The 14,279-nt window shown below is 46.5% G+C and carries 12 protein-coding genes; 2 read left to right on the plus strand and 10 right to left on the minus strand.

Going from position 1 to position 14,279, the window contains the following annotated elements:
- Positions 1-154 precede the first annotated feature (154 nt).
- The 6 genes from NSS82_RS31210 to NSS82_RS31235 form a co-directional block, all read right to left on the minus strand.
- Entirely contained in the window at positions 155-1,213 is a 1,059-nt protein-coding gene (locus tag NSS82_RS31210) for an ABC transporter substrate-binding protein (RefSeq protein ID WP_076273145.1), read from the minus strand.
- A gap of 47 nt (positions 1,214-1,260) precedes the next feature.
- Positions 1,261-1,593, minus strand: coding sequence for a 4Fe-4S dicluster domain-containing protein (locus tag NSS82_RS31215; protein WP_036680289.1), 333 nt, complete (start codon positions 1,591-1,593; stop codon positions 1,261-1,263).
- Entirely contained in the window at positions 1,590-3,197 is a 1,608-nt protein-coding gene (locus NSS82_RS31220; RefSeq protein ID WP_036680291.1) for an FAD-dependent oxidoreductase, read from the minus strand. Before NSS82_RS31220 ends, NSS82_RS31215 begins: the two co-directional genes overlap by 4 nt.
- Before the next feature lie 24 nt (positions 3,198-3,221).
- Complete coding sequence (locus NSS82_RS31225; RefSeq protein WP_036680293.1) at positions 3,222-4,109, minus strand: ABC transporter permease; 888 nt, start codon at positions 4,107-4,109, stop codon at positions 3,222-3,224.
- Positions 4,110-4,144: 35 nt separating this feature from the next.
- Complete coding sequence (locus NSS82_RS31230; protein ID WP_038573373.1) at positions 4,145-4,948, minus strand: ABC transporter permease; 804 nt, start codon at positions 4,946-4,948, stop codon at positions 4,145-4,147.
- Positions 4,949-5,054: 106 nt separating this feature from the next.
- On the minus strand, positions 5,055-5,831 hold the full coding sequence (locus NSS82_RS31235; RefSeq protein WP_036680296.1) for an ABC transporter ATP-binding protein: 777 nt from the start codon (positions 5,829-5,831) through the stop codon (positions 5,055-5,057).
- A 326-nt stretch (positions 5,832-6,157) separates the two neighbouring features.
- On the opposite strand from NSS82_RS31235, the gene NSS82_RS31240 reads away from it, so the two are divergent.
- Positions 6,158-9,340, plus strand: a complete 3,183-nt coding sequence (locus NSS82_RS31240; RefSeq protein ID WP_340961241.1) for an S-layer homology domain-containing protein — start codon at positions 6,158-6,160, stop codon at positions 9,338-9,340.
- 431 nt (positions 9,341-9,771) lie between these two features.
- Here the strand turns inward: NSS82_RS31240 and NSS82_RS31245 are convergent, their stop codons facing one another.
- Positions 9,772-9,900 carry a hypothetical protein gene (locus NSS82_RS31245; protein WP_256718578.1) on the minus strand — a complete coding sequence of 43 codons (129 nt, stop codon included), beginning with the start codon at positions 9,898-9,900 and terminating at the stop codon, positions 9,772-9,774.
- Between the two features lie 46 nt (positions 9,901-9,946).
- Complete coding sequence (locus NSS82_RS31250; RefSeq protein ID WP_036680299.1) at positions 9,947-11,230, minus strand: ArsB/NhaD family transporter; 1,284 nt, start codon at positions 11,228-11,230, stop codon at positions 9,947-9,949.
- Between the two features lie 543 nt (positions 11,231-11,773).
- Here NSS82_RS31250 and NSS82_RS31255 point away from each other — a divergent pair.
- Complete coding sequence (locus tag NSS82_RS31255) at positions 11,774-12,859, plus strand: LLM class flavin-dependent oxidoreductase (RefSeq protein WP_076273498.1); 1,086 nt, start codon at positions 11,774-11,776, stop codon at positions 12,857-12,859.
- Between the two features lie 60 nt (positions 12,860-12,919).
- On the opposite strand, the gene NSS82_RS31260 is transcribed toward NSS82_RS31255, so the two are convergent.
- Together NSS82_RS31260 and NSS82_RS31265 are read right to left on the minus strand one after the other, a co-directional pair.
- Complete coding sequence (locus tag NSS82_RS31260; protein ID WP_076273497.1) at positions 12,920-13,159, minus strand: hypothetical protein; 240 nt, start codon at positions 13,157-13,159, stop codon at positions 12,920-12,922.
- Positions 13,156-14,163 (minus strand): TIR domain-containing protein, encoded by a 1,008-nt coding sequence (locus NSS82_RS31265; RefSeq protein ID WP_170914300.1) that lies wholly within the window; start codon positions 14,161-14,163, stop codon positions 13,156-13,158. Before NSS82_RS31265 ends, NSS82_RS31260 begins: the two co-directional genes overlap by 4 nt.
- Positions 14,164-14,279: the final 116 nt, after the last annotated feature.

Genomic DNA, 14,279 nt, shown 5'->3' on the forward strand with positions numbered 1-14,279 from the left:
TTCCTCCTACACCATTAGCTGAGTTAGTTGAACTTAAAAATCACTAAAGGGAGGAGTGGCGGAGTGGCGGCCGAAAATCCAAACATTCACCGCAGTCACTCAATTACCTTTATAGAAGAATCTTAAGTTCAATTAAAGCAGCCTTTAAGCAACTTTATTTCAACTGCCAATCGCTAATATTGAAGTCTTTTTTCGCTAACTTCTCTTCGACGAGGAAGTTTTTGGTACCTTCCAGCAGCTTTATTCCTTCATCAGTGAACGCAGTATCCTTGATATCACTAATCGGATTCACTTGCTTCGCCAGCTCAGGCGTTGTATCTCCGATTTCAGCCAGAAATTGATAATACTCATCCTCATGCTGCTTCAAGTCTGCCAAGGCCTTCTCTCTAGCTTCGTTCCATGCCTTCGGAAAATCAGGGAATTTCGCCAGATAATCCTCAGACACAACTGTTGCGCTAGAACCAAGCAGATTCGGGTGCTTCGAGGCATCATCTAAGTGAGTGTAGCCTTGGTCAATCAGCTTCAGCGCAGGAACGCCTAGATTTGTTGTAGCATCTATATCTCCACGGGCTAAAGCTGCGGTAGCATCAGGAATGAGCATATGCACGAGTTTGTAGTCGGTTACTCCTTCTTCCTGTAGTAATCCAACAACATAGCGGTGCATGAAGGAGCCCTTTTGAATTGCGATAGTCTTACCTTGCAAATCTTTCACCGTCTTGGGCCCATCCTTCTTGCCGATCAAATAACCGATCGTGTTCGCGGAAGATTGTGAAATCAGACGGGTCTTGGCTCCAGAAGCGTAGGCAATAATAGCAGGTGTATCTCCAAGGCTGCCGATATCCAGCCGACCACTAATCAAGGATTCTGTCTGATCCGGACCGTTTGGAAAGCCAGTAAGCTTCACTTCAGTAATGCCGTATTTCTTCAACTCTTCTTGAATAATCCCTTTATAAAAGCCCCAACCCTCTGCGCCGCCAGGCACATTCAGTTTGTTGGAACCGATAAACCCAAAGTTCAATACCGCTGGAACATCGCTCGTGGCCTCTTCTCCCGCCTTCTCCGTATTTGATCCCCCGGAGGCAGATGCTCCATTGCCGCCCGTATTATTTCCGCAAGCCTGAAGCACCAGCATGGCCATCATAATTGTAGTTAAAAGTGCAAAACGAATCTTCCTTGAACGTTTCCCTTGAATCTTTCTGTACGCTTGTTTCATTGTTTCTCCCCCTAGGTTTATGCTATTTATTTAAATCTTAATCAAGCTCAGAACCCTGCCCTCGACGCCAATTTATACATAAAGTCATGGCTTGCTACCGGCTGCCTGCCCTTACCCCAGCCTACTTTTTCACGATAACCGCCAAGTAGTCCCTGCTCCTGAAGTTCCGCTTCTGTCACACCAATAATATTCTCAGAGTCTGGTGCAACGTAGAGAGCATCGACAGGACAATACAGCTCACACATAAAGCAAGTCTGGCAATCGCTCTGCCGGGCAATAACAGGAATGCCATCCTCTACCCGTTCGAAAACATTAGTCGGGCAGACAGATACACATTGGTTGCACTCTACACATCTGGCAGCGCTGATCACCTCAATCACGATAGAACACCCTCCTTAGCCACGGCTTCCGTCTTCACCCATACCTGATCTAATCCGCCGCTGATCAAACGATGATGCTGGCCATGATCTGTAGCCTTGAAATCCTCACGCTTATGCATGCCTCTCGTCTCTGTACGAGCAAGTGCAGAATTGTACATCCAGCGGGCTGTTGCGGTCATGGCTTCGGCTTCACGTGCCTTGACCCCTTCTGGCGTGCGTTGAATTTCGCGGCTTCGTTGCTCTTTCCACAACCCATCGAGACGATCTAGTGCAGAAGTCAGCCCTTGTTCTGTCCGGAACAAATTGATGTCATACGGCTTCACCTCAGCCTGTACAGCAGACACATACTCTGCCGTTTGGGCCGCCACTCCCGGCTTCACTTCCTGATGCACCAGTGGTGATGATGATAAGCCGACTGGACTACGCTGCGCAGCGTGCGACCCCAGACTCTGTGCATAGACAGCAGCTCCTTCACCAGCAAAAGAACCTGAAGACATCGCCCACGCCGCATTATGGCTGCCTCCGCCAGTAAAACCTCCGCAAATCAGCTCGCGGGTAGCAGCATCTCCTGCCGCGTAAAGTCCGGGAACACCTGTGCCGCAGCTTTCATCTGTAATATGGATGCCACCCGTCCCCCGAACCGTGCCTTCGAGCCGCAAAGTAACCGGAAACGCATCCTTGAACGGATCAATTCCCTGGCGGTCAAAAGGAAGGAAAAAGTTCGTCTGCGCCACCCGCAGCAGCGGTCTTAAATCCTCTGGTGCCCCATCCAGCTTGGCGTACACCTGATTACCTGCCAACAGATTCCGGGCAATTACAGAACGGCCTTTCTTGGAACCGGCTCCCTCCACAATGCTTCCATCCTCATAATAAAAGCTGGCATAGCTGTAATACGCCGTCTTGGTCACCGAAGAGAACGTAGGGCAGATCGCATAGGCATTGGAGAATTCCATGCCGGACAGATTCGCCCCAGCCTCAGCAGCGAAGAGATAGCCATCTCCGGTCAACACGTTGCAGCCAAGTGCCTTGCTTAGGAAGGCGCAGCCTCCGGTAGCAATGACGACTGCTCCTGCCTGAACAGTCCAGGTTTCTCCACTCTGAGTATGAACTCCAGCCGCTCCAGCTACGCCATGCTCATCCGCCAGGAGTTCCAAAGCTGGGCTGTGATCTAGAATTTTAACGCCTGCCTTTTTCACCAGCCTACGCATTAATTTCATATATTCCGGTCCTTGCAGACTTCTTCGGAATTGATTGCCCTGCTCATCTACAGGGAATGGATAACCGGAAACACCCAGCTTGTTCATATTGGCATAGGTTTGATCCAGCACCCGGTCCATCCAGCGAGATTCAGCCAGCTGACCGCCAAGCGCATAACGACTTGCTTTTGCCTCTTTCCGGAGCTTCTCATCCGGTTTCACATACCAGACCCCCGTTCCCGACGGTGCCGTTGCCCCACTTGAACCGCAGTACCCTTTATCTGCAAGGATTACTTTGGCCCCCTTCGCCGATGCAGTAAGGGCTGCCCACGTTCCTGCCGGACCTCCTCCGATAACGAGCACGTCTGCCACCAAATTCACCGATCCTTTTTTCACCGATCCACTCATATGTTCAAGACCTCCTCAGTTTGTTTAGCCTTCGTAACTATCGCGCCAGAACAGGAACTTTCGTTCAATAATCCGGAACAAGGAATCGATCAGCTTACCGACAATTGCGAAAATAATAATGCCTACGAATACAACCTCCGTATTAGAGTTCTGCTTCGCCTCATTGATAAGAAACCCAATACCTGACTGTGATCCAATAAGCTCTGCTACAACCAAACCAATCCAAGCTACAGCCAGCGACAACCTTAGCCCTAACAAAATTCCAGGCAGCGCCGCCGGGAGTATAAGCCTGCGCAGCTTCTGATAAGGACTGAATCCTAATACCCGAGCTACTTCGAACAATTTATTGTCCACATTGCGGATGCCCATAAACGTATTAATATAGAGCGGAAAAAATGAGCCTGTCATAATGATCACAACTTTAGATATCTCTCCAAACCCGAACCAGAGAATAATGAGCGGCGCTATAGCCAAATGGGGAACAAGCCTAAGCACTTGTACGCTAGGATCGAGTACATATTCTACACTGCGAAACAAGCCAGTCAGTACGCCGAATAGAAGACCCAACACACCTCCAATAAGAAATCCGATGCCCGCCCTACCCATGCTGACACCCAGATGATGAGTTAACTCTCCAGTAACCAACAAGTCGGTAAAAGCTCTTGCAATCGAAAGCGGAGTCGGCAAAAAGGTTGCTGAGACCAGCCCCGTACTCCCTGCCAGCTGCCAAAGGACTAACGTCACCACCGGGATAATTGCACCCATTCCCCAATCAGAGAGCAAGGGTTTCCATGCAACTTGTATTGCGGGTTTCTTCGGTGTCTTCTTGGATAAAGGAGCTGTGCCGCTGCTATCCAGCGTTTCTCTGGCTCTTTTAGTATTTTTGATAATAGCTTCTACTCCATCGCTCATGGTGCATCCCCCTTTTGTTTAATGAGCGTTCAAGGTTATCCGCGATAACTGTCTTGCCATCTCAACAACCGTCGTTCAATGTAACGGACAATGGAATCACTCAACAATCCAGCTACGGCAAAAATAATAATTCCCACGAACACCACTGGTGTGTCCGCGAATTGACGCGCATCGGACATCATGTATCCAATGCCTGAGGTAGATGCAATAAGCTCTGCCACTACTAACCCCAGCCAAGAAAGCCCTAGAGAGAGACGAACTCCAAGAATAATGTTCGGCAGCGCTGCTGGAAGTACTAACCTGCCAATCTGCTTCAACCGGCTGAAGCCAAGTACCCGGGAAACTTCAAATAGCTTGTTATCCACGCCGCGAATTCCCATGAACGTATTAATATAAAGTGGGAAAAAAGCTCCCTTAGCAATCAATAGCACCTTCGACTCCTCACCGATCCCGAACCATAAAATGAACAGCGGTACTACCGCCAGACTGGGAATCATGCGGATCATTTGCAGGGAAGGATCTAACAGCTTCTCCGATCTGCGGAACAGGCCTACGAGAAGTCCTAACAGCAGACCCAGTCCACCACCTAGCAGGAATCCAGAAAAGGCTCTGACCAAGCTGATCCTAAAGTTCGGCCACAAATCGCCTGAAGCCGCTAAAGTTACAAAAGATTCCGCAATCGTATACGGCGTAGGGAACAGCATCTCCGAGATCATTCCATAATGCCCGAGCGTCTGCCACAGAATCAGCACACTGCCCGGCAGCAAAAGACCAAGTCCTAGTGTTGCCACCTTTCCGGGTCTTCCGGAAGTTCTTATGGCTACAGCCCGATTTGTCATACTTTGAACCCACCTTTTTTCAGCTTTACAATCACTTTAAATAAACAGAAAGAGACCCTCGAATAGTAATGTCTTCGAAAGTCTCCATGGGTATGGTCGACCTATTTTATATTCCGGCTCCGTCTGTAAGCTCTAGCTCATCTACCTTTTCAAAATAATTCAACACCTTCAAACGCAGCTCTTGAAAGGAGGTCGTTGTTTTTTTCCGTGGATACGGTAAATCTATCGGTACAATTTTACGTATTTTCCCGGGACGCGGCTCTAGAATCACTACTCGATTACCCAAGAACACAGCCTCATCAATATCATGCGTTACAAAAATCATGGTTGTTTGGTTAGCCCGCCAAATGTCCAGCAGTACCGTCTGCATATGGGCCCGAGTGAATGCATCCAGTGCACCAAACGGTTCGTCCAGCAACAGTATTTTCGGATTGCGCAGAAGTGCACGAGCTATTGCTACCCGCTGGGCCATCCCTCCCGACAACTCGCGGGGATAAGATTTCTCAAATCCATTTAGCTTCACCAGATCAATCAATTCATCGACCTTCCGCCTGACTTCCTTGTTCCCTAGCGGTAAATCAGAGGCAATATTCTTCTCAACGGTAAGCCAGGGAAAGAGGCGATGCTCCTGAAAAATAAAACCCTTATCGATCCCAGGACCCCCAATCTCCGCCCCTTCCAGGGTGACGCTGCCAGTGTACCCGCTATCCAGACCGGCTACGATGCGTAATAGTGTACTTTTTCCACAGCCGCTGGGGCCGATGACTGTAATAAATTCGCCCTCCTGTACATGGAGATCTACATTATGGAGTGCTTGAACATGACCACCGGCAGACTCAAAACGTTTATTTAGGTTCGAAATAGACAGCAACGCTTCTCCCACCTTGACCCCTCCTTTAATCTGTATGGACAAAAAAACAGAGGCATTGCGTTTTTACATTCGCAATACCTCTGTAGGAACAGTCGGCAATCATTATTCAAAGTAAATCAATTGGAATTATAATATTTAAAATATCATCGATTTTATAAGCTGTCAACAAAAAACAAGCCCTTTTATGGAACAGAAGTGGAGTTTTTTCTAGTTCATAAGTTAGAAAAGCAATGAATTAAATCACTTTTAGTAGGATGAAAGTATTAAAAAACCTCACTTTTGCGTCGATATAATGAAGTAAGCTTATGACAAATTGGTTCTAAGGAAGGGGCTTTTGCTTGAAAAGCATATCATTAAAATGGGGAGCAACACTTGTTGCCCTTAACACCTTGTTCGGTGGTACTCTCTATGCATCTGCAGCTGAAATCACTCCACCGTTCTCCGATTTAACCGAAATACAACAGACGAAAAGTGCCGCAATCCTCGAGGCTGCTCGTCTAGGCTTGCTTAAAGGCGATCCCAACGGACAATTCAGACCCACTGCGACAATGACTCGCCAAGAGCTGGCAGCCATTTTAGCGAAGACCTTAAAGCTAGATTCCTCAGTAAACTCCGCTTCTTCCTTTAGAGACGTATCTGATTCCAGTTGGAGTGTGTCCGCTATTGAGGCTGTTAAAAAGGCAGGATTTATGGAGGGTGATCTTACAGGTGATTTTAATCCATCCAGACCTGTAACTAGAGAAGAGCTTGCAGTTATATTTGTACGTGCCATCCGCGGAACTGGAGCGCAAGGCGGACAAGCCAACAAGATTAAGGACGAATCCACAATTAGCAATTGGGCAAAAGAGTATACCGATGTCGCATTACGCCTTAAACTTATAGACTCTCCCGAAGATATGTTCAGCCCCAAAGGTACTGTTCAGCGGCAGGATATGGCTTCTTTTCTGCTGAATATTTTTAAAGAAGAACAACAAACTGCAACGATCGACAGTATAGATGGGGATTTCGTAACGATCAATGGCACGCCTTACCTCATTGAAGGTAAACTCAAAGAATTAATGGGTGATAACAACCATGATGCTTTAAGAGGAGCTGTCCTTAAGTTCAATTCCTTGAATCGTCATGTAGATGGTTTGCAAGAGCTTGAAATTGTACAAAAAGGGGTTCAACTAAATACCTCCGGCTTACCCTCCGGTTCTTTGCTCAATATTTCTGGAAATGATGTTGTTATTAAAGGCAATGTTACCGGTGATTTGAAGATTAAAAATGGCGTTTCGAGTATAACTTTTCAGGGCCAAATTGGGCAGATCATTGTGGATTCTATAACTCCAGTTACTATTCATGGTAGCGGTTCCCTGCAAACCTTAAAAATAGTTGAAGGCGGCGCTAAGATCACCATCGATCCCTCCTTGTCTATTCAAAATCTGCAGTTGCCTGGCAACAGTCTGCCTTCACATTTCATAACAAATTACACAGCCATTCAAGATAATATCCAAACGGTTCAAAATACATCTGGAGCCGTTGCTCCTGCGTATACTTCGTCCACGTCTGCTAACGCCGCCGTGAGCGATCCGACTCCTGAGCCTACTCCGGCACCGACTCCTAGTCCGACTCCGGTGCTGACTCCGAGCCCTACTCCGGTAGCCACTCCTAGTCCTACTCCGGCGCCTACTCCGAGCCCTACCCCGGTAGCGACTCCTAGTCCTACTCCAGTCGCGACTCCGAGCCCTACTCCGGTCGCGACTCCTGAGCCTACTCCGATAGCGACTCCTAGTCCTACTCCGGTGGCGACTCCTGAGCCTACTCCGGTCGCGACTCCTAGTCCTACTCCGGTAGTGACTCCTAGTCCTACTCCGGTGCTGACTCCTGAGCCTACTCCGGTACCGACTCCTGAGCCTACTCCGGTGGCCACTCCTAGTCCTACTCCGGTCGCGACTCCTAGTCCTACTCCGGTGGCGACTCCTGAGCCTACTCCAGTCGCGACTCCTGAGCCTACTCCAGTCGCGACTCCTGAGCCTACTCCAGTCGCGACTCCGAGCCCTACTCCGGTCGCGACTCCTGAGCCTACTCCGATAGCGACTCCTAGTCCTACTCCGGTGGCGACTCCTGAGCCTACTCCCGTAGCGACTCCTAGTCCTACTCCGGTAGTGACTCCTAGTCCTACTCCGGTGCTGACTCCTGAGCCTACTCCGGCGCCGACTCCGGTGAACCATGCACCAGTCGCGCAAAATAATATTGATCCAATATCTGCTCTGATCACAAACGGTGTCCAAAACGTCGACATCAGTAATGTGTTCATTGATCCGGACGGCGACCCGCTTACATTCGCAGCTGCATCCTCTGACGCTAGCGTTGCCACTGTATCTGTAAATGGGAATCATCTCAACCTTGTGCCGGTCAATTCAGGTACGGCCATGATTACAATAACAGCAATGGACGGCCAAGGTGGCGTTAACACTTCTACTTTTGTATTCACTGTAACGTCTAATCAGCCACCAATTGCGATATCTGGAATCACTACTCAACTCTTAACACCAGGTATCACGGCACCACGTATATTTGATCTGGCCCAGCTTTTTCAAGATCCAGACAATGACATGCTTACTTATTCAGCTTCTATAGATAACGTAAATGCTGGTACACTTAGCCTTAATGGCAACACTCTGACGGTAACTCCGGCAGCTAATAGTTCAGCTAGTGGTTTAGTGACCCTCACAGCAATGGATAATAAAGGAGGTTCAACCACCTCAACTTTCACCTTGATTACAGCCCAGCTTGTAAACAACGGCTTTGTGCCAATAACCACCAAGCAAGGTGTGTCCAATATTTCCTTCGATATTTCCAAGCTGATTCCTAATCAGAGTCAATTTAAAGTGTATACAGAAAGCAGCACAGGTTCATTGAGCGGACCTGCAACTCTGAATGGAGCTATATGGAATGGTCCTACAAGTCCAGGAACGGTATGGATAGTAGGTTCTGATGGCAAAGCGGTTGTATTATCTATAAGTGTGGCTTCACAGGGTACCTCCGAGCTATTCTTCTCAGAGTATCTGGACGGCGGTGACGGCAGAATCGCAGTTGAGCTGTACTATAAAGGAAATGGTAATCCCGCAGGAAAAGCAGAAGGTTACACCCTTGAAGTCCACCAATTTATGAAAGCCACTCAAACCAAACAGGTTTATTCCCGGCCACTATTTCCTGTATCTGTAGCAATGCCTTATATGTTTATAGATTCTACTTTTGGGGACGCATTTGATTTAATGAATATCTCCTATTACAATGATGAGCTGAGTCTATATAATCCAAAAACATATAATATTACAGCATTAGTACTGAAGAAAAACGGCCAAATCGTAGATGTTCTCGGTGACCCTACCTCTAATCAGCAATTCCTCTCCACAGGTGGAACTATTGTCCGTAAATCTGGTATATACACTGGATCACAGCAGTATTCACTTGAGGGCGAGTGGAATCAATATCCCAAAGGAAGTTACCAGTATTTTGGAAGTCATACTCCTTAAGCAGCCCTTTCTAATGTAAAAAACAAGCAGGCAGTGAGCCTCCAGATATTGGAGAATCACTGCCTGCTTGATTATCTGCATTGCGTAGCGTTAAGTCGACTTTGGGTAAACCTCGGAATAACTCCTCCGGATCCCCCCGTATATTTTATATCGCCGAATCTAGATCAAATCTTTGATTTAGTTGCATTCTGTACACTTATTTCGTATAAAAAAGGGGGTGTCCTGAATATAACTGTATTCTATACAATTAAAATCCAGAAAAATCACCTTTAGCTGAGGAAATCATGAAAATAAGTGTACTGAATACAGCTATTTTTTGGGGACAATTTATTCGATGAGTTATAACTGTACAAAATACACTTATATGCTCCCACCGTCACTTCAACATATGTTCACCGCTTCAACATCTGCATTTTGCCTCCACTTGTTACTTATACTCCTGCATCTTCTTCCACTTCTTCCACTACTTCCTCTACTTCCTCTACTTCCTCTACTTCCTCTACTTCCTCTACTTCCTCTACTCCTTCTACTTCCTCCACAACTTCTACCTGCCGTTTCAAAATATCACTTCAAGCATATCGCTCCCCCGGCTCTTAATAACGCTGCTTACATCAGATATCTTAAATATAAATACACGCTGGAGATCACAATGGACAACAGCATCAAAGGAAAACCGACCTTCAAATACTTCATGAACGTAATCGGGTACCCCTCTTTACCTGCCAAACCCGCTACGATCAAATTAGCACTCGCACCAATCAATGTGCCATTGCCACCCAGACAAGCCCCTAAGGCCAAACTCCACCATAACGGCTCCAAATTACTGATCCCCATATTGCCCATCTCCTGAATCAGAGGGATCATAGTTGCTACAAAAGGAATGTTATCCAGAAATGCTGAGGTAATGGCGCTGACCCATAAAATCATCATTGAGCTCATCAGCACATCACCATTCGTTATTTCAATCGCTTTTGCTGCCAGCTCTGCAATCACACCTGTCTCTACAAGCCCTGACACCAACACGAACAGTCCGATAAAAAAGAAGATCGTAATCCACTCCACGCTGTGAAAAGCTTTTTCCAGCATATGTTCCCCTCCGGTCAGCAGCAGCAGTAAAAATGCACCGGCCAGTGCAACTGTAGCGGACTCCAAATGTAACGCCTGATGTAAAAAGAACCCGGCAATCGTAATTGCCAATACGATCAGACATTTTCGCAGCAGCTTATGATCCGTAATCATAACCTTCTCATCCATATCCATGATGCTCTGCTGCAATTCAGGTGTAGTTTTAATTTGTTTACCGAACATCAATAACAGCAGCGGGATATACGCCAAAACAATGATGATAATCACAGGTGTCAGATTGCTAATAAAAGCCATGAAGGTCAGCTCCTTAACAGCACTGCCAATCATGATATTAGGCGGGTCTCCGATCAAGGTTGCCGTTCCGCCTACATTAGATGCGATAATTTGTGACATTAAAAAAGGCAGCGGATGTATGCGCAGTTGTCTTGTAATACTGAAGGTGACTGGCACCATAAGCAGCACTGTCGTCACATTATCCAAAAAGGCTGAAGCCACTGCGGTAATCACAAACAAAGCAATCAGTATTCTTTTCGGCTTCCCCTTCGCCAACTTAGCGGATTTCACAGCTGCGTATTTAAAGAGCCCCGTCTCTGCGGTAATCCCTACAATCATCATCATCCCTACAAGCAGTCCTATAGTATTAAAATCGATGTGCTGCAGTGCCGTCTCCTGATCCACAATGCCCATCGCTATCATGACGATAGCTCCTAACATCGCCAGAATGGTACGGTGAATCTTTTCGGAAATAATAAGTCCATAAATCAGCAGAAAAATGCCTATCGCCCAAACCGCTTGCTGTTCCATAATATCCCTCGGTCCTTCTATGTAATTTCGTTAACTTACAGTCTACTCATCATATAACCTTATTATCATAAAATAGATTTGTATTTTTCGCACGGGGATTGTGGAATCATTCCACTAAAAAACGACTCTGCCGGATGTTTATCGGAGAGCCGTTGTAGATTCGATTATTTCATTTTTAGAGCCTGAGGCTCCTTGAAAGCAGTTAACGTCCCTTTAATCTGCACAATTATCATACCGTTTAGATCAATAGCAACCAATTTCCCATCGGTCTGGGCTACATACATGTCATGTCCCAGGCACCAAACTCCTCCTCATATAAGTAACTGCCTCATTTGGATAGATTCTTAAAATCAAATATAATAACATCAGACGAGCAGGATATAACCCTTATGAATTATTATTCCATTTTGTCAAAAACAACAGAAGAAATCAAAACATTTACTCACAAACTTACATTTTGTAAGTCATTGTGTTATAATAATCACATTCCTCCATACACGGACAGGCTTTAGCAAATATATGAATAACAAGGGGTTTGTGAGCATGAGTAACGAAGCAACCGCAGCACCAGCATCCGATTTTGAATTTGGTATCTATACCTTAGGAGACATCGTTGCGGATTGTCATACAGGGAACAAGATCAGTCCAAAACAACGTCTCGACGAAGTCGTGGCTGCAGCTAAGCTGGCAGATGAGGCGGGACTTGATGTATTTGGTGTAGGTGAGCATCATCGTCTTGATTTTGTAATTTCTTCGGTGCCAGTCGTGCTGGCTGCCATTTCTCAGGTTACTAGCAGAATTAAACTAACGAGCGCAACAACCGTATTAAGCACCATTGATCCTGTGCGGGTGTTCGAGGATTTCGCCACACTGGACTTGCTGTCGAATGGTCGTGCAGAGATTATTGCGGGGCGTGGTGCGTTTGTGGAGTCTTTTCCGCTCTTCGGGTATGAGCTTGAAGATTATCACCGTCTATTCTCCGAGAATATCAATTTACTCTTGGAGCTTAACAAACATGAAGTTATGAACTGGGAGGGCTCCTTCCGTTCATCGCTGAAGGATTCGGAGATTGCTCCACGTCCATTACAGGAGAATCTTCCACTCTGGATTGGTGTAGGCGGTTCTCCAGAAAGCGCGGAGAAGGCCGGGATGCTCGGGACCGGAATGGCTATCGCCATCCTAAGCGGCAGTCCAGAGCCTTTTCAAGAGCTTGCCGCAACCTATCGGCGTGCCGGAATTCAAGCAGGACATGCACCTGAGGATCTAAAGATTGCGATCACTAGCCACGGCTACATTGCTGAAACCTCACAGCAGGCGTTGGATGAATATTACCCTTACTACTATAGTTACCGTAACTCTATCAGTCCAAAACCGGGTCAAGAGTACAAGGTGTCTCGTGATGACTTTGGGCAATATGTATCTGCTGATAACACGATGGCTGTGGGCAGCCCGCAGCAAATTATCGAAAAAATTCTCTATCAGCATGAGCTGTTCGGTCATAGCCGCTTTATGACTCAGCTCGATATCGGTGGCCTTCCTTACGCTAAGGTAGCCAAAGCCATTGAGCTTTTGGCAACAGAGGTTGCACCTGTCGTACGGCGGGAGATCGCCAAGAAGAACAGCCGTTAGAATGGAATACCAAAAAGGGGCCCTCAAGCCAACGGCTGAGGCCCCCTTTTTATAAAAAAATCACGCAAAGGATGGTTTATTATTATCTACTTTTCCGCTGATAAGCTTCTTATATTCGTCGTCTCCGCCGTCCAAAGAAGGTGCAGTATAAATCTGAGCTGAAGCTGGCTGCTGAGTAGAATGACTCGAGCCTGCTTTTCTTTTGGTGCTTTTGTCATCGCCGCCTGCACTCCTGCTCCCACCACTCGCAGATCGGAGAACAGCATCGGATAAGCTGTTAATACCTTTTATTCTCTTCATGCTGAATCCTCTCCTACTAAATGATTGATGGTACGGAATAAATCCTGATTATTCCCAACTACCGCCTTAAGATCATCTGCAGATAATCCATCACTTCCTGAGAAATGAACGGAAAGAACATACTTCTTACCTAGAGGATAGCATAGGATATATACCTCTGCAACTTCCGTGCGTTGAAAAAAAGTCCATTTACTCGATAAAAATGCATCTACCACACTAGGCTGCTTCTCATTCCCTTTCGTTACAGACAAGGGATAGGAGTGACCGCGTCCGACATTCCCCCCCACCTGAACTAGTTGTTCCTTCGCTTGTGCCTGCCAGATGGCTGCACCGATTACACGACAATGCTTCGGAGGTAAAAAGGAATTGCGTATCGCCTCACTAAGTGCGTGATACTTCTCTCCATTCTCGGAGATGGTCACATTACTATTATATTGCCAAAAAAAATGAAGGATACTTTCCTTGCGCCTTAAATCCATCTTTAGCTGCTCTAAATCTTTAAGCGGGTCACGGAATCTTCCACGCTCTTGAATACTATCAATAATCTTACCACAGCTCACATCCACAGCAGCCGTAGGATTATCGTGATGCACTTCATACTCTAACGATGTAATTCCTGCTAAATCAGATAGCAGATGATATTCTTCTACATTTTCTCCAGGGATCAGATCATCACGCGCAGTTACCTGATCAGGTACTAGACAAAAAACACGGCTGCGCCGCAATCTAGCCCAAAACAAACCCATTTCAAACCCCGTATTATCGCGGGTCACATAATAATATTTACCACGGATTTTGGCGACATCATCTGGCGAGAACACAAATACGGCAAAATCGCTCTCATCCAAATTTCTCTCCAACGCCTCCATGGTGTATTCATTCGCACGAAAAGCGTTGGCATACCAAGGATGCACTTCAGCATCCCTCTTCAGCTGCTCATGAATCGCTCTTGCATAACGTATAGACTCCCTGGAAGATCCAATGAATAGCTTTGGTTTAGTCACGGCAATGCTCCTTCATCCTCTTTCCCGATATGTAATAATTATACAAGTCTTTTGACCACCAGAAAAGAGGCCTTATTCTCAAAAAATATTATTCTAAACCTCGTAAATTGGGTAAG

The organism is Paenibacillus sp. FSL H7-0735, from assembly GCF_038008505.1.
In the GTDB taxonomy this organism is placed as follows: Bacteria; Bacillota; Bacilli; order Paenibacillales; family Paenibacillaceae; genus Paenibacillus_AQ; species Paenibacillus_AQ odorifer.